We start from the raw sequence: 19,737 nt of genomic DNA on the forward strand, positions 1-19,737 counted from the left end.
AAGGGAGCTTACAGCTCCCTTTTTTGATTTCGCATAAGTGTATTATGTTAATTTTAGGAAATCTTAAAAATTATAGCCTAGCTATATCTAGAAAATAATTCCTTATTTCCCTGTTGGATTAAAGAAATGCCCAACAATAAGTTGATTAAGAAAATCAAAAAACCATACGAATTCTAAAGTATGTAAAAACAATCCAACCCAACAGACAAACAAGACAGCTGCTGTATATATAGGTGCTCTACTTACAGAATATCTTTTTAAGATTCGTTTAGTATAAAATTTATCAAAAAAACTTTGATTATTTAATTTATCAGTAAATCTTTGTATCACCTTATTTTTCATATTATCTGAATCAAGATTGAATAAATCAGTAAATTCATAATCGTAATATTTCTGCGTATATATCTTTAAAGATTTTTCAGCTTCACTCGCTTGAAACTCCCAATATTCTTGCCAAAATTTTGCACCAGAGGCAACGTTAATTTGATTATATGAAACCCCAATTCCTGCTAAACATATAATAAATTCTACAAGTGGTTTACTAGCTTGATTGCTAAAAACGGCAGCTAAAAGTACTCCCTGAAATAACATATAATAGTTATTTCTGTTAGTAAGTTGAGTAATCTCAAAATTTCTTGTATTTACGCTGATTTCATAGACTCGCTGTAAAGCTTTTAATTTAGAATTTACTTCGTTTGCCATTAGATTCAGATGTATAATAAAAACAAGGTGAATCATATAGATAAGCGGAATATTATCCAATATCAAACTTAATCTTATGTCTTAAAATAGCACTTTATACATTCAAAATATAAAAAAGGAGAAGATATGAAACTTTGTACTATATGGGGAGATATGTCTGCTGATCGAGCAGCTGATCAATATCCTCAAGCAAATGTGTGTGACGAGTGTATTCAAAAATATTCTACTGTAGAAGAATCTCCAATAGTTCATATCAACGGTAGTTACGAATCTGCCTATGGTGAAGAATGTGCTTTATGTGAAAAACATATTTCGGAAGAATAGGAAACAATCATGTTAAGTGCACATCAAATTAATGTTCTACACCATCTTGTAGACAATTGTGAAGAATACATTACTGATCTTGCAGAAGAGAATGGGATTAAGAATACAGATGCTAGTATTGGTGTAGCTAAATTTCTAGTGGCACATCCTGAGAACTTTACAAAGATGAGTCCTAACCAAAAATTTCATTATGAAACTGCAATTGAGCCGTTAATCCATGAAGTATCTTGTGATGGGATGACTGGCGAAGATGGTTCATGTCTAGGTAATGGCTTTGTTGATGAAGACAGTCTCTTAGGTGCTTATTTAGAGCAAGATATGCGTTGTCAACATTGTATAGCTACCACTAATTCATGGTTTGAGAATAACCCTTAATTAGTAATTAGATCTACGCCTAATTTTAGATGGCTAGATCTCATTTAACATAATGGCGGTTATACGAAGTCGACTTGTTAGAACCCATTTAAAGTGTCTATATTCTCACCAATAAAAATGTCTAGTTTATGATGGTTTAAACATCATAGACTGGATATGAAATATAGATGCTGATCACTATGTCTGACAAAGAAATTCAACGTCTTGCTGTTCTGCAAGACGTTCGAGATCATCGTATTACCCAAGTCCGTGCTGCTGAAATCCTGAATCTTTCCACCCGTCAAATTACCCGGTTATTGCAGAAGCTCAATCAAGATGGTGTTTCAGGCATGACGCATGCCAGTCGTGGTCAACCGGGCCATCATCGCCATGACGATTTATTAAAATCGCAATGTCTTTCCATTATTTCTGAACATCTGCTGGGCTTTGGACCTACCTTGGCGCATGAGAAGCTCAGCAGCATGTTTGACCTGAATATCCCGGTAGAAACGGTTCGGCGCTGGATGACTGCAAATGACCTTTGGATTCCGCGATCCAAACGTCTAAAACGCCCATACCAGCCACGCTATAACCGTGATTGCTTCGGTGAGCTGATCCAGATTGATGGCTCATATCATGACTGGTTTGAAGGAAGAGCCACCAAATGCTGTTTGCTGGTTTATATCGATGATGCTACCGGCAAGCTGTTGCATCTACGCTTTTGTGAGGCTGAAACGACCTTTGACTATATGCTTTCAACCCGAGCCTACATTGAGCAATACGGCAGGCCCTTGGCCTTTTATAGCGATAAACACTCGGTATTTAGAGTCAACCAGAAATCCAGGCAAGACAGCCAGATCACGCAATTTGGGCGGATTCTGAATGAGTTAAACATTGATATTATCTTCGCCAATTCACCCCAGGCCAAAGGTCGCGTAGAGCGAGCGAATAGAACCCTTCAGGACCGTTTGATCAAGGAGATGCGCCTGGAAGGCATCTGTTCGATTGCAGAAGCAAATGCCTGGTTGCCCTGCTTTATTGAGCAGTTCAATCAGAAGTTCGCCAAATGTGCGCGAAACTCAAAGAACCTGCATCGACCATTAACCGAATCTGATCTTGAACTGGATGATATTTTTACCTGGCAGGAACCGCGTAAGGTCACCAAGAACCTGACGATTACCTATGACAAATGTATTTATCTGCTTGAACCGACAGAGCTGAATCATAAGCTTGCTGGGCAATACGTTTCATTTCTGGAGTATCCGGATGGCACTGTGGCCCTCATGCATGAAGGACGAAAGCTCAACTACAGCATCTTCAATAAATTGGCTGGGCTGCAGCAAAATGAGATTGTTGAGAATAAACGGTTAGGTTCAGTCCTGGCGCATATCCAGCAACAACATGAAGAATTGGAGAAACAGAATAAACGTTCCCGTGCCAAGAAAAGTATGCCGAGCCGTAAAGCTCAGAAAGCTGTTATTGGACAAAGAAATTTAAATCCTGTGCTTGACTCTTGTGGTTAAAAACAGGACATTTTAAATGGTTTATCGCATAGACATTTTAATTGGTGAATAACACGACTTGTAATGCAATTTGCATTACAGTACTCTTAGCACATTAAATAACTGGGAGATATGATGGCTACTGTTAACTTCAGGGTCGATGAAGCCCTTAAAGAAAAATCCTATTCCATCCTTAAAGAACAAGGTATTGCACCTACAGATTTCTTTACTAGTATTCTTGAATATGTTGCTACGACTGGGAAACTACCTGTCAAAAAAGCTCTGCTTTCAGAAGAAGATGAAGAATTATTAGCTCTTGTCCGTAAGCGCATTAATGACCCTAAAGAGATGTTTGAGGAAGTCACATTAGATGACTTATAAGCTTTTACGTCACAAAGACTTTAAAGCAGAATGGGAAAAACTCCCTGTTGCTATACGAGATCAATTTAAGAAGAAACTAGCCAAAGTCATAGAGCAGCCACATATTCCAAAGAATATGCTTAGAGGGGATCTTGCAGGTTGCTATAAAATTAAATTATTAAAAGCTGGTGTCAGACTTGTCTATCAAGTTAAAGATGATCAGGTAGTTATCTTGCTCATCACAGTCGGGAAACGAGCTGATAGCATAGTTTATGACGAAGCTAAAAAGCGCATTAAAGACTAAAAATGGGAGCTTATAGCTCCCATTTTTGCATTCGTATAAGAGATTTTATGTTAAGTGTATTTTTATATCTATAAAAAACTTTCCATATAAATGATTTATATGAAATATATTTTTTGTTATAAATATTGCGATACCTAGAGCCTCGTTAAAACCGTTGATGCAATTACATCACTAATCCAATAAATATAAATGATTGATATATATGAAATATATGTGATAATTTGAATCTTAAAAGTATCAGAGAAGATAAAATGGAAAAAAGTCTAAATTTAGCAAATTCAATTTTCGCAGGCTTTAATGATAAAAACGGATTAATGATTTGTGGTTATGAATGGGGTGAAGAATCACAAAGTAAGGGGCAAGAAGTTATAATAGATATGACTAAAGAATGTACCTTTTCTAATAAATCATTGCGATATGGTGATGTTGCTAAGACATGGATTAAATACGATAAAAGAATTAGAACTTGGTTTTCTATGTGGGGGCATCCTCTAAATGAGGAAGGCTTAGGCGATGCTTTCGACAAAATGATTGTACAAACTAATTGGGCTGTAGAATCAAAAAAATCTCGTTCTGCAATTCCTTTCTACAAACAAGATGAAAATGTTGATAATTTCATAGCACATATAGAAGAACTTAGACCTAAAGTAATTCTGTTTATGGGAAGTGAGCTTTTAACTAAGGTACTAAAATTTTATAAAGTAAGGGATAAATTCACTCCAATTATGGGCAATGAAATTGAAAAATTGCAAACATTAAGAATGCCTGATTATCATGGCTCATTGGCTTATATCAATAAATTTGAAAACTGCACTGTAGTTGGGTTGCCACATCCTTCTAGTGGTCGTGGAATTACAAATGAGTATATTGAATTCTGTGGATCTGAATTAAATCCTATTATTTCTCAATTTAAAAAAGATCGCGGTATTGCATAAAATTTATGAAAAAAGTCCATCTCATCCAAGCAGATATAACAGCTTTTGCTGTACATGCCATCGTTAACTCAGCAAATAAATCTTTGCTTGGTGGTGGTGGACTTGATTATGTGATTCATAAAAAAGCTGGACCATTGATGAAAGAAGAATGTGTTCGTCTAAATCAAGAAAAAGGTGGATGCCCTACAGGTCAAGCAGAAGTAACAACAGCAGGTAATCTGCCTGCTAAATACCTTATTCATGCGGTTGGACCACGATGGTTAGATGGCGAACACAATGAGCCACAATTGCTTTGTGATGCTTATAGTAATGCACTATTCAAAGCTAATGAAATTCATGCACTCACTGTTTCTTTTCCATGTATTAGTACAGGTGTTTATGGTTTTCCACCTCAAAAGGCTGCTGAAATTGCGATTGGCACTATACTCTCTATGTTGCCTCAATATGATCATGTTGCAGAAGTATTTTTTATCTGCCGAGAGGATGAAAATTATTTAATTTATAAGAATCTTTTATCGAATATCGATGATCCAAATATTCAGATTCTGATTTCTTAGTTTAAATTATCGAAAGCTCGTATAAGAATTCAGCCACAATTTTGGCTAATAATTCATGTTCTTCTTGTGATTCAACAATATCGACCATCAAGTCATCTAAACCTGTTTGTTCCTGAATGGTAACACCTTGAATTTCGAGATAAGTCAGCATTACAGCTAAACCAGTTCTTTTATTACCATCAACAAAAGCATGACCTTTTGAGATAGCTATACCAAACCATGCTGCGATCTCAAAAATGTCGCTTACATTGCTGTAATACATCTGCTGATCTATACGGCTTAATACGCTTTCTAGCTTTTCAATATGACAGCCTATTCGCCCTACGCCAGTTTGTAATAGGATCTCATCATGCACAGCAATGACGAATGTTGAGCTAATCAAACTCATTTATAAGCAAGCTCTTGGATTTCAGCTTTATGCTGATTAATGACTCGTTTTGCACTATGCATCACAACACGTTTAGTCGCTTCGTCATTGCTAAATTGGATTGGTAATACTTGACCCGAAACCTTTTCGCGATTTGAAATTTGATCAAGGCTATAGTCTTTTAAACGCTTTCTCATCTTCATACCCCTATTAAAAGAGAATTTTATTTTAGCCTAAATTAAACAATTAAGTACGATAGTGAGGATCTTTTCTTGGAATAGCATTTTCTGAATCTATATCAAAGAAATCATAAATTTTAGTGGCTGTTACTGTGTTAAATAGTTTTTTGTCCATATACACGATTGCTTTTTCTTTATTTGCGTCGAAAATTACCCTACCCCTTGGAATCTGTTCATATTCATAATGACGTAGTTCTGGGTATACACTTTGCATATTTTTCCAATAATCGACATGTGTATATGGACTATCAATTAAGCCTATTGAATCTGCATCATTTAAATTGAATGGATGAGCTATGCCGATAACTTGCTTTTGCAAAAACCAAAAAATTCCTATTTTCATTTTTCATCAACTGATTAATTTCCCTAAAATTAACATAATACACCTTATGCGAAGTCAAAAATGGGAGCCTAAGCTCCCATTTTTACTGATGTTTTTTTAATTCTTTTAGCATGGCATCCCGCAAGATTTCATTCATGCGTGTCTGATAACCTTTACCTTGTGCTTTGAACCATGCAAGTACGTCAGCATCTAAACGAATAGATGTTTGTTGCTTCAATGGTCGATAGAATTGATTGTGGCGTACAGCATTGCTCCAGTCGGTAATTTCAGGCATATCTGAGAGATCTAGCTGATCGTCAGGAACCGTTCCCTTAGCAAGCAAGCGTTGAATTTCAGCATCTTGCTTGTCGCTGAATTTTTCATTCAGTTCTTTGCGTGAGTGTCTAACCATGCTCATATTTATCTCGCTCCGCTTTTGTTACCTGTCTTGCACTAATAATTCTTATGATTTCACAGTCATCTTCATCAAAGATGGTATGAGCTACTAAGAGCATTAGTACGCCTTTCACTTTTCCAATGGTCTGCCAACGTTCTTCGCCATCGGTATGTCTGTCCTGGATTGAGATCCTTAGAGGATCTTCAAAAACAAGGCTTGCCGTTTCGAAAGAGACATCATGCTTTTTCTGATTCTTTCGATTCTTTGCCTCATCCCATTCGAAATACTGTTCCATAAAAAACATTCAAATTTGTATATACAATAATGTATCACAAAATTGTATCACTCAAGTTGAGAAGCGTAATTTTTAGTCAAATTTATTGGCAAGAACTATCAAAACTGCTCATAAAAAATCCAACTTGTTTCAAAATCGGATTTTTGGGCATTTTGGGATTTTTCTTGTTTTATTAAGTAGTTGATATTTCAATTAATATACAAGTGTACTTCGTATAACCGCCATTATGTTAAATGGATGGTGAATTGGTGGAAAATTCCAGTTTTTATAATTGCGAATAAGAGTTTTTATGTTAAATCATAATCCTAATGTATTAGTGTAATAAAATCTTATAGTTAATAATTATCTAATAAATCAATTAGATGTGCTTTTATGTTAGTCCATTCACTTTTGATAATACTGTACATTACGGTATCTCGAGTTGTACCATCTTTACGTAAAGCATGACCTCTAATTATCCCATCCTTTTTTGCGCCCAATCTTTCAATTGCTCGCTGACTTTTAATATTAAAAATATCAGTGCGAAGTCCAACCGTCTCAATATTTAACTGTTCAAAAGCAAATTGTAGTAATAGCAACTTACATGTCGTATTGACATGCGTACGCTGCACTGATTTTGCATACCAGGTATAACCTATTTCTAAGCGTTTCACGTTCAAAAGAACATCATGATAACTAGTTGTACCTAGAATTTTCCCAGAGTTTTCTTCAATGACAACAAATGGATAACGTGTACCTTCCTGTTTTTGTATTAGAGCTGTTTCAATATATTGATGAACCTCAGAATAATGTGGTGTTGATGTCACTCTTAACTTCCATAGCTGACCATCTTTACATGCTTCCATAAGCCCACTTTCATGTTCAAAAGATAAGGGAATTAAACGGATATTACTTTTATTCAAAACAACATGATCAAATAATTCTAATTCTTTCACAATACTTTCCCTTTACGACATTTGAGCTGAATACAAGTGGTTCTATTGAGTTAATAATTTCTAAAATTAACATAATACACCTTATACGAAATGTGTTTTGTATAATTTATTTTGAAATTCAAATACTTATTTCAAAGTTTATAGCCCAAACATCACTGTTTGGGTTTTTTTTATGATTTTTCACGTTCCACGCCTATTCTTTGACCAATGTTTCACGACTTTGTTCATATTAGTTAAACAATCGTGGTTAATCATAGGGTCTAAAAAAACGGCTCCAAAAGCCGGGGTATTAACAGCCTTCAATGCAGATGCAGAAATAGCTTTCGATCTTCAGCCGTACAAGTATCAGTGTTGAAAAAGAAAATTACGGAACTCACAGCTGCATAAAATATTCTCCGATCCTTGATGACTGGTCATCATTAAGGCTTTTGCCCTACTGCCCTTTGAACTGTAGCAATCCCTACTCCAAACTGTTTTGCCACACTTCTAAAAGTCGAGCCATCTTCCTGCATGGCTTTTTGTATTTCTGCATAATCAACTTTACGCTTTCTGCCCTTATATAAGCCTTTCGCTTTGGCTTTAGCAATACCTTCCTTTTGCCGTTCACGGATCATGGAGCGTTCAAATTCTGCAAATGCAGCAAGCATTTGGAACATGAGCCTATTTATTGCCGACTGTGCAACATCATGGCTAAAGGTCAGATTTTCTTTATGAAAAATGATGGTTATGCCACGATCATTCAGGCTGTTCACAATGTCGTTCAGATCATTCGTATTACGTGCCAGGCGGTCAATACTGTGAACATGCACCGTATCACCATCACGCAGATATTCGAGCATAGCGAGCAATTGAGGACGTTCACGGCTACCCCCACTTGCCTTCTCTATGAAGGTCTTATCGAGGTGGATTCCATCCAATTGACGTTCCGTATTTTGTTCCGATGAACTGACTCGGATGTAGCCAACCTGATTAGGCATTTTGTACCGTTAGATATTGGAGTTATAGATACATATTGTACCGAAATATAAAATTAAGTCTATAGATACGGTTTTAAGTCTGATTTTATTAGGTCTTAAATTGTTCCGTTAGGCTATATCCTATTAAAAACTGGCTTATATGCCATAAGAGTAGTTTTTTTTAATGGCTAAGTTTGTCTTTGTTTGAGATATATATCGTGCCAAGTTGATAACCAGCTATCTCATCCCCTTGCTCATAGGCTTTAAAGTACCATTCCGTCGCTTTAGCATGATTTACCTCTACTCCTTTGCCATAACGATACATTGAACCCAGTTTACTTTGTGAACTTGCGAGTCCTTGATTAGCAGATTTTTCATACCATTCAAACGCTTTGCTATAATCCTGATTTACGTCTTCACCCATGTCATACATCAAGCCAAGTCTATACTGTGCTTCAGCATTGCCTTGTTCGGCTAATCTGTTTAGTTTTATAAGCTCACCATTTTCTTCAATTCGCGGTTGCATCTGAGAAGTTTGTGAATTCGTTGTGCTATGTATTTTATGACAGCCTACAAGCAGTATAGGCGATAAGAAGACAACGCAAGAAGTGGCGGTTAACTTGGTTCTAGGAAAAATCATAGGTGCGGCTCAGTGATTAAAAATTGTCTATTAAGTATCTTATCAATAAAATACTTGGGGCTGTCCTAGATAAGTAAAATTATTTAGGACAGCCGTATGAGAAAAAGTAAATTAATTGGTATACCCTAGTTAAGGTGGTTTCCCACTAAGGCTTATTCACTTGACCTAAAAATAGTATTGCGTCAGTTTTATTGTCTTTAATCATAAAAAGAAACGGGTGATCGGCTTTAAAAACAGGTGGTGGAGCAGAGGCAGATTGAGTAGATACTACAATGCCAGTCGCTGCTGCTGCTTCAGTTCCTTTTTCATCCACGATGACCACCGCCTGATGATAGACCTCATCTATCTTGGTAGATAAAGGCTGATCAAACAGTTTGAAGGTAGCCTTGTCTTCAAAAGCAATGGGCATGCCCATATCTGACAGCAGACCTTTCATGTCGTAGCGCTCTTTAAGCTTGAACTTTGGTAAGTGTAGGTTCACTTCTTGCGTAACTAAGCCTTTATTCCACTGTTTGATCTTATCAACGCTCAACTCATTCACTAATTGCTGCATGGCGGCCTTGTCTTTTACTTTGGGCAATACTATGAGCATGGACAAGTCGTCCCCTTTATAAGGCAATTGCACGACCTGCACCTGTTTGTCCTCGCTATAACCAAAATCCGCCTGTGTATGCATCATTTTGATAGGGGAGCTTGTACCGCTATGATTATAAAAAGGCTGCTCACTGGTGCTTTGAACCTTAAAAGGCATTTTCCAATCGCCCTTAAAATAGACGGCGTTGGTTAACACGGCGACCGTAATTTTTTTAATACTGCCTTTTGGCAGTAATTCAGGGATCAGCTGGTTGGTATGCTGAGCGATTTTTTTATTAATAATGAGGCGTGAAGGATCAGGATTATCTTCAAAATCAAGGGTGGTCACTTGGCCGCCATAATAGCGTTGCACAGTATCGACGTATGCCTTATTAGGTGTTAGCCCTTGTTGCATCCATAAGTCATTGACCGTGGCAAGTTTATAATCGGGATTGGGTTTGTTAAATTGATTATAGAGCGCAGCGCTATTGGGATTAAGAGTATCCATTGATGGATAGTGAAAGGTCTTTTGAATTTGCTGCTTTGTTTCACCCTCAGCTGCGGCATAGAGCATTGCCATGGCAGTAGATAGGCTATAGGGCGAGAAAAATACGTTTTTATCTACTCGATCAGGTTGACCATTTATCTGCTGATATATATCAACGGCGAGCTGGTTGTTGGCATTGATGACTTTTTCAATGCCGTCTGGGGTAGAGGTAGAGTCATCAGCAGCAATAAAGCCATCTTTGCTAACGGCTTTATAATTGGAGTTATTTTTATTCTTATCTGACAGGGATGTGTTATATGGGTTTGGTGCGCTATTGGCTACAATGTCAGTAGGATTAGATTCTTTTATAGTACTGTCGCAGCCACTGACAATCAATAATAGGCTAGTGATTGCCAATGCGCTCATAATACGGTTACTGGGTACTTTTTTAAGATAACAATACTGGTTATTCTTCATATTTGCTTCACTAATAATCTAGGGTTTATACGATGCCATTCTATTATCACTTCCATACAATCGTTTAGCCTAGTTTGGTAAGTGAACCGTACCGGGTTTGTCGGAGACTAACTTTCCTGAGAGAATGTTCCGATGAAAAAACCTAAATATACCCCTGAAATCAGAGATAGAGCGGTTCAATTATTGATTGAATCCGAAAAAGATTATCCATCGAATTGGGCTGCAATCACAGCTATTGCACCCTGAGCAGTATACTGCGCAAGGGTTGTACTCCTGAAACATTACGTGTTTGGTATCAAAAATATTTAGATAAACAAAATCCAGTTAAAGTACAGCAGCTTTCAGACCAAGAACGTATCAAACAACTCGAACGCGAAAATAAAGAACTGCAACGCGCCAATGAGATTCTACGTAAAGCAGCCGCTTTTTTCGCCCAGGCGGAGCTCGACCGCCCACACAAATAATGGTGGATTTCATCCATAACAATAAAGACTTATATGGTGTTGATGCGATTTGTAGAATTTTACCGATAGCACCTTCAACCTATTACCGGACTCTAGATCTCTGCGATGAGAAGCATTGCTTCGCAAGGGAACATCGAGCAAAGCGAGATTTACATGACTTGCATCATGCTGAGGAGATTAAACGAATTTGGAAGGAAAGTTCAGGTCGATATGGTGTACGTAAAGTCTGGCAAAAATTAAAACGTGAAGGCTATATTATTGCACGCTGTACTGTTGCTCGATTAATGAAAAAACTAGGTATACAAGGTGTTTGGCGAGGTAAGAACAAACAAACCACCCGTAGCCGAGATGACCAAAAACGAGCACCTGACTTGGTGAAACGGAATTTTAGAGCTGATCAGCCTAATCACTTGTGGGTTGCTGACTTTACCTATATTCAAACTCATTCAGGCTGGGTCTATACCGCCTTTATTATTGATGTGTTCTCACGAGCAATTGTTGGATGCAAAGTATCTACACGAATGAATACAGATATGGTGCTCGATGCATTGGAGCAAGCATTGCATGATCGAGGCATGCCAAAGAATGTGATTCATCATTCCGACAGAGGTGTGCAATATCTTTCCATTCGCTATACCAATCGTTTAGAAGCAGCAAATTTACGAGCATCAGTCGGTACGACTGGTGATTCATACGATAATGCTCTGGCTGAAACGGTGAATGGCTTATACAAAACAGAGGTGATTGAATATTTAAAAGCAGATTGGCAAGGTTTAGCGGATGTACAACTTGCGACATTAAACTGGGTAGATTGGTTCAATAAAAAGCGTGTACACAGTGCACTAGGTTATGTGCCACCTTTTGATTTTGAATCAATGTACTATGATAAGATTAACCCGTTAGGTCAGGTGGCCTAACTTAAATAAAAAGTCTCCGAAAAACCCGGTACGGTTCAAACCTGGTGCTTCTCTAAATATTGGGAAAAAAGGTACGCGAACCAGTGTCGGTATTCCAGGTACGGGACTATCTTACTCTAAACACCAGCCTTACTCTAAAAAGACCCGTGTTCCACAACCGACATCGCTAGAACACACGGAATATAATCCTCAGAATTTAGAACAACCGAAGGCAAAGATATGGCCTTGGATTATTTTTGGAATATTGTGTTTTATTGTGAGTGCCGTCATTTTTTAGCAAGAACAGCATTGTATTTTGATCAAAAAAAATGCCCAGATGGATGAATGGGCAAACTAAGGAATTAATATCCTTCAGAAACTCCAGCGCAATTCTCGCTACTTTCAGTAAGCGACTCTGGCTCAATCATGATAGTCTGACTCAATCGAATCGAGGTAAATCGATCCATCACAATTGGAGCAGAAATTATGCTTGAATACATTCTTGAATGATGCTGAAAAGTCTTTGAGTTTTAATTAATAAGAGTATCCATGTCTACCCTCAACTTTACTTATTTTCAGATAGCAACCAATCGAGAGCACTCATTTTTACAATACCATTATAATTCGCTTCAGTCCCTATCGTGTCTAAGGTAAGCAAATACTTGGGATACGAATCAGAAATTTTCTGTAATGGACGTAACTCTCGGCTGAGTGTCTCCTCATTGAGCGTTTCTAATGCCACCTGATAATAAGTTAAATTCTGTAAAGTATCGACAGCAACAAAATCAATTTCATATTCATCAACCCGCCCTACATAGACCGTATAACCTCGTCTGACAAGCTCAAGATAAATCACATTTTCTAAGATATGACCTTGATCAGCATTAGCATCAGGCAACATAATCCGGCGCAATCCGACATCAACTAAATAGTATTTTTCAGAGGATTGTAATAACTCACGCCCGCGTACTTTAAATTGTGCGGCACTATAAAATAACAAACTGTCCTGTAAGCCCTGAATATAGCGTTTCACTGTTTCAAATGAAATTTTAACCCCACTTGAAACAAAGGTATTTTTAATTTTATTGATGGAAATAGGTGAGCCTGTCACGCTTGCCAAATATCTTGCGACACGCTCGAGAGAGTTAATATCGGCAGTATTCAAACGGGGAATAACATCTTTAAACATTACACTGGCATAGACCGCTTGCAAGTAATCATAAGTTTCCTGCTGGCTAGTCATGGCAAGCGTATAAGGGAAACTACTGCGCGTATACATGGCATACAAATCACGATTGGATAATTGTTGGATGATCGGATTATTTTCAATATGCCACTGTTTAAATTCTTGGAATGACAGAGGTAGAACGTGTTGCTCGATATAGCGTCCTGTAAGTAAAGTCGCAAGTTCTCCACTTAGAAAGAATGCATTTGAGCCTGTAATATATAAATCGATATAATCCCGAACATATAAAGAGTCGACTACTTTCTCAAAATTTGTAACATGTTGTATTTCATCTAAAAAAACATAGTTTTTTTTACTTTTATCAACTTTAGACAATACATAATCATGTAGTTTACGGTAATCGGTGAGTTCTTCAAATTCCATAAATTCGAAGTTGATGGCAATGATGTTTTCGGCTTGTATACCCTGTGCTTTTAGGTCTTGTTGAAACATCGCCAATAAGGTGGATTTTCCAGAGCGACGCACACCTGAAAGTACTTTAATGACATCACGGTCTTGCCATGTATTCAGAAATTTTAAGTAACCATCACGTCGAATATTAGCGCTTCTCATTATTTACACTTAAAATCTAAAGTTTTAATAAATTCTATCAAATTTTAGAATACATGTGTAAATATATTTAATTTTAATAAAAGTTTAAAGGTTAAGTGAAACATTCAAAGCTGCTGTTGAAGTATACGGATAGTAAATGTAATAAAAATCTAGATTCTATCTTTTTTGATTATTTTCCATGTCATGTTATTTCATTGATGCTACGACTTAACGGCTAATAAATTAAGTGAAAAGTAAATGGAACTAAGATGTTAACTAGAGTGGAACTCATTTTTGTTGTGCTAATGGTATCAGCCTTATTGCGTATGAATTGCTAAAAGGTTTATTTTTTAAGATCATAGGACTTACGCATTGACGGATTCAAAAAAGTATTAAAATACTTTATAAAGTATCTGTGATCAGACGAATTAAAAATGCTTCTACAGCAACTTGTACTCTACCCATTTATATGGGCTTTCTCATGACAGAACCGAACTCTATTAGCTGCACACAACTTGCCGAGACTTATAACATCTCGCATGATAGTGTAAATCGCTTTCTAGAACGTGAAGACTACACACCTCACGACCTATATCAAGAAGCAATTCAACATATTGATAATAATAAACTTATAGTCAGTATTGATGATACTGTTTTAGATAAACCATATAGTCAGCATATGGACTTAGTTAGCTATTTTTGGTCAGGCAAACACCACCGATCCGTCAAGGGTATTAATCTCATTACCTTGTATGCGACAGATCAAAATGGTCAAAATATTCCAATTAATTTCCGAATTTATGACAAATCTGAAGGTAAAACCAAGAATGATTACTTTATGGATATGTTAAGTGAAGTACTCAGTTGGGGTGCAAAGATTCAATTTATTACAGGTGATAGTTGGTATTCATCGACTGGAAATCTAAAAACCATAAGAAAACATGTAGGACTTACGCAGTATTATTTATAGATTCTCTGTGGTAGCAGATGATTTTTATCGAGAATAAAGTCATCAATGAAGTTTTTGATCATTGGTCTAAATAACTTCTTCTGCCAACGATATACATTTTCAAAGATCCGCTCAAACTGGTTCTTTTGTATCTCAACGTAGGCCATCAAGGCTGAAAAAATATGATTCGAAATCAGTTTAGATCGTCTTACTTGAAACTTTTCAATATGACAAACCTGTTTAATCACTCGGTGATATTGTTCTATTTTCCAATGACTTGAATGTAATTCATGAAAACCATCAAAGGACAATAAATCATCTTCATCTTGATGCACAATAGGCTTTGTTGCACAAAGCTATTCTTGAAGGCTTCTTCAGCAATATAATTTCCAGATGAAGAAGCCTGCACCTAAAATCTACCGTACAACCAATTGGTCCTCGTATAACCAAGCTTTAATCAAGCGAGGGAATATTTCAATCTGGTTTGATCCAAAGACCCAATGGTATGCACAACCACAAGGCAAGCACGGACGAAATCAAACTTATTCCAATACAGCGATTCAATGCTGTTTAATGATCAAATCTCTATTCTGTCTTTCTTTACGTATGGTCACTGGCTTTGCTCAAAGCCTGATTAAACTCAGTGGCTTGAATTGGACAGCATCAGATTACTCCCCCCTCTGTAGACGACAAAAGCATATTGATATTGCGATAAGCTATCAGAAAAGTCGTGATGGGTTACACCTACTCGTCGACTCTACGGGTTTAAAATTTTTAGGTGAAGGAGAATAGAAGCGTAAGAAACATCAGCCTGAATACCGTCGGAAATGGCGTAAACTGCATATCGGTATAGATGCTAAAACCCTGCAAATACGAGCAGTTCAGCTGACAACAAATAATATCAGTGATTCGCAAGTTCTTGGAAATTTACTTGATCAAATCCCATTAGATGAGCAGATTGATTCATTCTATACAGACGGGGCTTATGACACAAAACAATGCCGTCAGGTCATTGCAGATCGGCAAGCGTATGCCGTGATTCCACCCAGAAAAAATGCAAAGCCTTGGAAAGATAACAAAGTTCATTCGCGAGAGCGAAATGAATTACTTCGAACAGTTAAACGTTTCGGCAGGACACTATGGAAAAAATGGTCAGGCTATCATCACCGAAGTTTGGTCGAAACTAAGATGCATTGCATCAAATTATTAGGCGATAAACTCAGTGCTAGGAACTTTCAAAGCCAAGTCAATGAGGCACATTCCCGTATAGCTATTTTAAATAAATTTACAGAATTAGTCCGACCTCATACTCAAGTTGTCACTTAAATTTGAGGCACCTAGGAGAACTTTGCCTTTAAATCCTTTATGCAATAAAGCCCTATATATCTGTTATATATAATGTTTATTAAAATACTATTTATGTTATTTAAGGTATTTTATGTCGGTAACTATTGCCAAGGTTGGGGTTTCTTTCACATGCTTGATGAATTCGTCACTTTTCCACGCGATGAGCAGAAACAAAACGACTTATTTTGACTTCTCCTTGTTTATCCACAACTTTTTAAATTTGAATTTTAATCCCTGTTAGTAATATCATATTTAGACAAATTCTACTTCCAAACACGCCACTGTAGCGTAGGAGTATCACATGTCTAAGAAGTTGCCCATCTACTTCTCTGATGACGCATGGTCATCTTTGCAAGATCTCATGGGTCCAGAGGGTAAGCCAAGCCCTACCATCAATACAGTTCTAGAACAAATCGCTGTTCAAAATGAACTTGTTGAGAAATTAGGGTTAACCGCAGTACTACCCAAATCCAAAGTCTCAATTCCAGTCTCTTTAGAGCGCATTCCTGCTGGTCCTGCATTTAGTACCAAGGATGAACAAGATAAAGCACTCGATCTGAATGAGTTCCTTATTCATAACCCTATTTCTACATTTATCGCTTACGTAGACAGTGAATCGATGCTTGATGCAGGTTTTGAGATTAATGATCCGATCATTGTTGATCGCAGTATAGAAGCAAAGCACTACGATATCGTAATTGCATTAATTGATAATAGTTCTTCGACAATTAAGCGGTTAATGATTACAAGCAAGATGTCTAAGTCTGAAATCAAAGAGATTTTCGGAGATGAAGACTACCCTCTTCCAGACCTTTGGTTAAAAGCTGAGAATCCTAGATACAATCACATCATTCCCAACGACAGTCAGACAATATCTATTTGGGGTGTAGTGACTTTTAATTTAAAACGTATTCATCACCGTTCATAAAAAGAAGAATAAAAATGAAAAGTGAAAATGAAATATTCGCGTTAGTTGACGTGAATAATTGCTACGTCTCGTGTGAACGTGTGTTTAACCCTGCCCTAAATGATCGCCCAACCATTGTGCTCAGCAACAACGATGGCTGTGCCGTGGCAAGAAGCCAAGAAGCAAAAGACTTAGGTATAAAGATGGGGGTTCCTGTATTTCAGATTCAGGATTTGATCAAACAACATAACATTCAGGTTCTCTCGAGTAATTTCTCTCTGTATGGTGAAATGTCCAGACGCTTTATGGAGCTTCTCGGGAGTTATGTTGCACCTGGAGAGCAAGAAGTCTATTCAATTGACGAATGCTTCCTAAAGCTCACAGCGTATGAGCACTTATTTGACCTGACAGAATATGCGCAAGATATGAGAATTAAAACATTCCAATGGTTAGGCCTACCCTGCTGTATTGGAATCGGTCGCTCTAAAACTGAAGCCAAGATTGCCAATCATTTAGCCAAGAAGAACAAGTATTTTGGTGGCGTGTGTAATTTAGTTCATATGGACCAGTGCTCTGCTGAGACTTTACTGGCGCAAGTCGATGTATCTGATGTTTGGGGAGTCGGCAGGCAGAACTGCAAGAAACTCAATGCTATGGGCATCCAGTCTGTTCTAGATCTGATTAACGCCAATCCTAAAGAAATTAAAAAGCAATTCAGCATCGTCATGGAAAAGACAGTACTTGAGTTACAGGGTTTGTCTTGTATCGACCTGACTGATGATGCAGTAGCCAAAAAGCAGATTATCAGCAGCCGTTCATATGGCAGCCCTGTGTATGAAGTGGATGATCTAAAGGCTTCGGTGCGACTCTATGTAGCCAGAGCAGTAAAGCGAATGCGTGATGATGGCTCAATCTGCAAGATGATTGGGGTTTATATTCAAACCAGTCGATTTGATAAGACTGAGCGTTACACTCCATACACCGTAGTTCAGATGCATGAGCATACAGACGACTGGTTACTTATCACCAAGGCTGCAATGAAAGGTATCGATCAGATATTTAAGAAGGGTTTTAAGTATAAAAAGGCAGGAATCGTACTTTTAGAAATTAAGGATAAATCCAAATTTGTGCCTGATCTATTCACGGACTATTCGCATAAGCAAGAGCGCGAAAAACTTTCAGATGTTATTGAAGCCATCAGTGAACGGTTTGGGAAGAATCTCGTTACGCTAGGCATTGCCAACAATCAAGAAGCCTCATGGCACATGAATCAAAACCTTAGATCACCATCGTATTTAACAAAATGGTCTGACTTACCTAGAGTAGGATAAAAACATGCACTTATTTAAATTAACTGACGAACAAATTACTCAACTCCTAATCCCGAAACGATTTGTACCACCTACTCCGCAAGAACATGAAGGCAAGAACATGGTTTATGTTTTTGATAGTGATGATAAGTTTGAACTGACTTATTATGAGCTGGTGGATATCATTAGCAAAGCGAGAATGGCTGGGCCGAAGTTGATACCTGTTTTAGGTACTGTGAATTAGATTGAGCAGAGGCGGCACGCCACTTGAATCATTATTTGATTGGAAGCGGATTTGGGCTGAGAATAATTTAGCTCAAATTTAACCTGACAGGCACACTATAAAATGGGTAACTGTCATATCGAGTTTGGACTACAACACTTTAGCTCAGCGATTTACCAATTTACACTAGTGTCTAAAATCCAGTGACGAAACTGTGATGCTAAAGCTTTTAAATTTCCCCTTTTTAAGATGCTTAGGCTATTTGATCCAGAGTTCATCTTCTTGCATCATTTTTAACATTAAATTAAATATAACCAGCGGAGTAACATTTTTTTTGTTAGAACCGACAACTCTTTGAAAACTAAATTTAACGGTTCGCTCAGGAGCATCCAAATTAACTGGGTAGTTTTGTTTTTCTAAATACAGATGATCCCCTAACATTGGCTCTATACCAGTAATAAAATTAACAATTTGTTGCTCATCACCTTTCATTCGGCATTGAAAATGTAGAAAATTCTTACGCAATTTTCCAAGTAATAATAATATTTTAAGCGCCTTAACCGTGTTCTTTTCTTTCAGTGCATCTTGCTGCCTATCATCTTTATAATGAAAATCAAGGAGAGGAATTATTTCATCTGGACGAGTCAGTTTTTTAGCCTTTTCGTAAAGTTCATCAAACCAACTCTCTTCTAAATTCTTACTATAAACATAATTCGTTTTTAAATAAATTTTTTGGCGATCCATCCATTTAGTGCTCATCCATTGACATCGTTGCATCCATTCTTGAGCTTGAGTATCTTCGCTTAAACGCCCTTCTCTAAAACTTATCAAACGTTGAAAAGGTGTCAGAGTACTCTTCTCGATACTAAACTTCTTTTCTTGTCGGCCAGCCATCGTAACTGGCTGTGTTTGCTGATAAGAATTAAACCATTTCTGCTGCTGAGTATAACGATTTAGGTTTATGTAGTCTGTACTTGACTTCACTGGACTAAAACACTGTTCTAATACTTTTTTTGAAATGATACACGGCGAATTATAAATTCGATCGACTGCTAATAAATCCAAAACATGAAGGTAATTTGACGCCGTTTGCTCAATACTGCTATGCCCCATCCAAGTGAACCGTACCGGGTTTGTC

Annotated in this window: 20 protein-coding genes, 7 pseudogenes and 1 other annotated feature; of the genes and pseudogenes, 14 read left to right on the top strand and 13 right to left on the bottom strand. The window is 37.3% G+C overall.

From position 1 onward, the window contains the following. Positions 1 to 102: 102 nt before the first annotated feature. On the bottom strand, positions 103 to 702 hold the full coding sequence (locus tag A7P55_RS03270) for a hypothetical protein (RefSeq protein WP_151840882.1): 600 nt from the start codon (positions 700 to 702) through the stop codon (positions 103 to 105). A 126-nt stretch (positions 703 to 828) separates the two neighbouring features. On the opposite strand from A7P55_RS03270, the gene A7P55_RS03275 reads away from it, so the two are divergent. From A7P55_RS03275 to A7P55_RS03305, 7 genes are all read left to right on the top strand, one after another. Then, positions 829 to 1,026 (top strand): hypothetical protein, encoded by a 198-nt coding sequence (locus tag A7P55_RS03275; protein ID WP_151840883.1) that lies wholly within the window; start codon positions 829 to 831, stop codon positions 1,024 to 1,026. Positions 1,027 to 1,035: 9 nt separating this feature from the next. After that, entirely contained in the window at positions 1,036 to 1,401 is a 366-nt protein-coding gene (locus A7P55_RS03280) for a hypothetical protein (RefSeq protein ID WP_151840884.1), read from the top strand. Positions 1,402 to 1,568: 167 nt separating this feature from the next. Beyond that, positions 1,569 to 2,903 carry an ISNCY family transposase gene (locus A7P55_RS03285; RefSeq protein ID WP_171551088.1) on the top strand — a complete coding sequence of 445 codons (1,335 nt, stop codon included), beginning with the start codon at positions 1,569 to 1,571 and terminating at the stop codon, positions 2,901 to 2,903. Positions 2,904 to 3,017: 114 nt separating this feature from the next. Then, on the top strand, positions 3,018 to 3,263 hold the full coding sequence (locus tag A7P55_RS03290; RefSeq protein WP_000246756.1) for a type II toxin-antitoxin system RelB/DinJ family antitoxin: 246 nt from the start codon (positions 3,018 to 3,020) through the stop codon (positions 3,261 to 3,263). Further along, a complete protein-coding gene (locus A7P55_RS03295; protein WP_119686978.1) occupies positions 3,253 to 3,546 on the top strand; it encodes a type II toxin-antitoxin system RelE/ParE family toxin in 294 nt (97 codons plus the stop codon). The genes A7P55_RS03290 and A7P55_RS03295 overlap by 11 nt, the downstream gene beginning before the upstream one ends. 251 nt (positions 3,547 to 3,797) lie before the next feature. Beyond that, positions 3,798 to 4,481: a hypothetical protein gene (locus A7P55_RS03300; RefSeq protein ID WP_004679038.1), complete on the top strand. Its 684-nt coding sequence runs from the start codon at positions 3,798 to 3,800 to the stop codon at positions 4,479 to 4,481. A gap of 5 nt (positions 4,482 to 4,486) precedes the next feature. Beyond that, the gene (locus A7P55_RS03305) at positions 4,487 to 5,038 is read left to right on the top strand and encodes a macro domain-containing protein (RefSeq protein WP_000755487.1); all 552 of its coding nucleotides are present in this window, start codon (positions 4,487 to 4,489) and stop codon (positions 5,036 to 5,038) included. Between the two features lies 1 nt (position 5,039). Here A7P55_RS03305 and A7P55_RS03310 read toward each other — a convergent pair whose 3' ends face one another. The 9 genes and pseudogenes from A7P55_RS03310 to A7P55_RS03350 form a co-directional block, all read right to left on the bottom strand. Continuing rightward, complete coding sequence (locus A7P55_RS03310) at positions 5,040 to 5,426, bottom strand: type II toxin-antitoxin system death-on-curing family toxin (protein ID WP_000053135.1); 387 nt, start codon at positions 5,424 to 5,426, stop codon at positions 5,040 to 5,042. After that, on the bottom strand, positions 5,423 to 5,602 hold the full coding sequence (locus tag A7P55_RS03315) for a hypothetical protein (RefSeq protein ID WP_001231652.1): 180 nt from the start codon (positions 5,600 to 5,602) through the stop codon (positions 5,423 to 5,425). Before A7P55_RS03315 ends, A7P55_RS03310 begins: the two co-directional genes overlap by 4 nt. A 49-nt stretch (positions 5,603 to 5,651) precedes the next feature. Continuing rightward, complete coding sequence (locus A7P55_RS03320) at positions 5,652 to 5,987, bottom strand: hypothetical protein (protein ID WP_000689753.1); 336 nt, start codon at positions 5,985 to 5,987, stop codon at positions 5,652 to 5,654. Positions 5,988 to 6,069: 82 nt separating this feature from the next. Then, a complete protein-coding gene (locus A7P55_RS03325; protein ID WP_119686700.1) occupies positions 6,070 to 6,384 on the bottom strand; it encodes a BrnA antitoxin family protein in 315 nt (104 codons plus the stop codon). Beyond that, positions 6,371 to 6,658 (bottom strand): BrnT family toxin, encoded by a 288-nt coding sequence (locus tag A7P55_RS03330; RefSeq protein ID WP_039890878.1) that lies wholly within the window; start codon positions 6,656 to 6,658, stop codon positions 6,371 to 6,373. Before A7P55_RS03330 ends, A7P55_RS03325 begins: the two co-directional genes overlap by 14 nt. A gap of 335 nt (positions 6,659 to 6,993) precedes the next feature. Then, positions 6,994 to 7,596: a GNAT family protein gene (locus tag A7P55_RS03335; protein WP_119686775.1), complete on the bottom strand. Its 603-nt coding sequence runs from the start codon at positions 7,594 to 7,596 to the stop codon at positions 6,994 to 6,996. A 416-nt stretch (positions 7,597 to 8,012) separates the two neighbouring features. Then, positions 8,013 to 8,570, bottom strand: a complete 558-nt coding sequence (locus A7P55_RS03340) for a recombinase family protein (RefSeq protein ID WP_171551089.1) — start codon at positions 8,568 to 8,570, stop codon at positions 8,013 to 8,015. 223 nt (positions 8,571 to 8,793) lie between these two features. Beyond that, positions 8,794 to 9,027: pseudogene (locus A7P55_RS22850) on the bottom strand (tetratricopeptide repeat protein); the annotation flags it as partial. A 307-nt stretch (positions 9,028 to 9,334) separates the two neighbouring features. Further along, complete coding sequence (locus tag A7P55_RS03350; protein WP_252727813.1) at positions 9,335 to 10,675, bottom strand: serpin family protein; 1,341 nt, start codon at positions 10,673 to 10,675, stop codon at positions 9,335 to 9,337. Between the two features lie 183 nt (positions 10,676 to 10,858). Between A7P55_RS03350 and A7P55_RS03355 the strand changes: the two are divergent. Both A7P55_RS03355 and A7P55_RS03360 read left to right on the top strand, forming a co-directional pair. Continuing rightward, a pseudogene (locus A7P55_RS03355) lies at positions 10,859 to 12,107 on the top strand (IS3 family transposase). Then, positions 11,148 to 11,264: a sequence feature (AL1L pseudoknot), on the top strand. It overlaps the preceding pseudogene by 117 nt. A gap of 37 nt (positions 12,108 to 12,144) precedes the next feature. Then, positions 12,145 to 12,384, top strand: a pseudogene (locus tag A7P55_RS03360) (DUF4236 domain-containing protein); the annotation flags it as partial. A gap of 267 nt (positions 12,385 to 12,651) precedes the next feature. Here A7P55_RS03360 and A7P55_RS03365 read toward each other — a convergent pair. Beyond that, positions 12,652 to 13,884, bottom strand: a complete 1,233-nt coding sequence (locus tag A7P55_RS03365; protein WP_115736700.1) for an ATP-binding protein — start codon at positions 13,882 to 13,884, stop codon at positions 12,652 to 12,654. A 394-nt stretch (positions 13,885 to 14,278) separates the two neighbouring features. Here A7P55_RS03365 and A7P55_RS03370 point away from each other — a divergent pair. Next, positions 14,279 to 14,806: pseudogene (locus A7P55_RS03370) on the top strand (IS701-like element ISAba11 family transposase); the annotation flags it as partial. Between the two features lie 17 nt (positions 14,807 to 14,823). On the opposite strand, the pseudogene A7P55_RS03375 reads toward A7P55_RS03370, so the two are convergent. After that, positions 14,824 to 15,150 (bottom strand): annotated as a pseudogene (locus A7P55_RS03375) (transposase); the annotation flags it as partial. Between the two features lie 55 nt (positions 15,151 to 15,205). On the opposite strand from A7P55_RS03375, the pseudogene A7P55_RS03380 reads away from it, so the two are divergent. The 4 genes and pseudogenes from A7P55_RS03380 to A7P55_RS03395 all read left to right on the top strand — a co-directional run bounded on the left by A7P55_RS03380 (position 15,206) and on the right by A7P55_RS03395 (position 18,620). Then, positions 15,206 to 16,138 (top strand): annotated as a pseudogene (locus A7P55_RS03380) (IS5 family transposase). A 322-nt stretch (positions 16,139 to 16,460) separates the two neighbouring features. Next, positions 16,461 to 17,087, top strand: a complete 627-nt coding sequence (locus A7P55_RS03385; protein ID WP_119686703.1) for a S24 family peptidase — start codon at positions 16,461 to 16,463, stop codon at positions 17,085 to 17,087. Positions 17,088 to 17,101: 14 nt separating this feature from the next. Further along, positions 17,102 to 18,397: a Y-family DNA polymerase gene (locus A7P55_RS03390; protein ID WP_114392938.1), complete on the top strand. Its 1,296-nt coding sequence runs from the start codon at positions 17,102 to 17,104 to the stop codon at positions 18,395 to 18,397. 4 nt (positions 18,398 to 18,401) lie between these two features. Continuing rightward, positions 18,402 to 18,620, top strand: a complete 219-nt coding sequence (locus tag A7P55_RS03395) for a hypothetical protein (RefSeq protein ID WP_000550046.1) — start codon at positions 18,402 to 18,404, stop codon at positions 18,618 to 18,620. A 237-nt stretch (positions 18,621 to 18,857) separates the two neighbouring features. Here the strand turns inward: A7P55_RS03395 and A7P55_RS03400 are convergent. Continuing rightward, positions 18,858 to 19,737: pseudogene (locus tag A7P55_RS03400) on the bottom strand (site-specific integrase); the annotation flags it as partial.

It is taken from the genome of Acinetobacter sp. Ac_5812 (assembly GCF_013072695.1).
In the GTDB taxonomy this organism is placed as follows: Bacteria; Pseudomonadota; Gammaproteobacteria; order Pseudomonadales; family Moraxellaceae; genus Acinetobacter.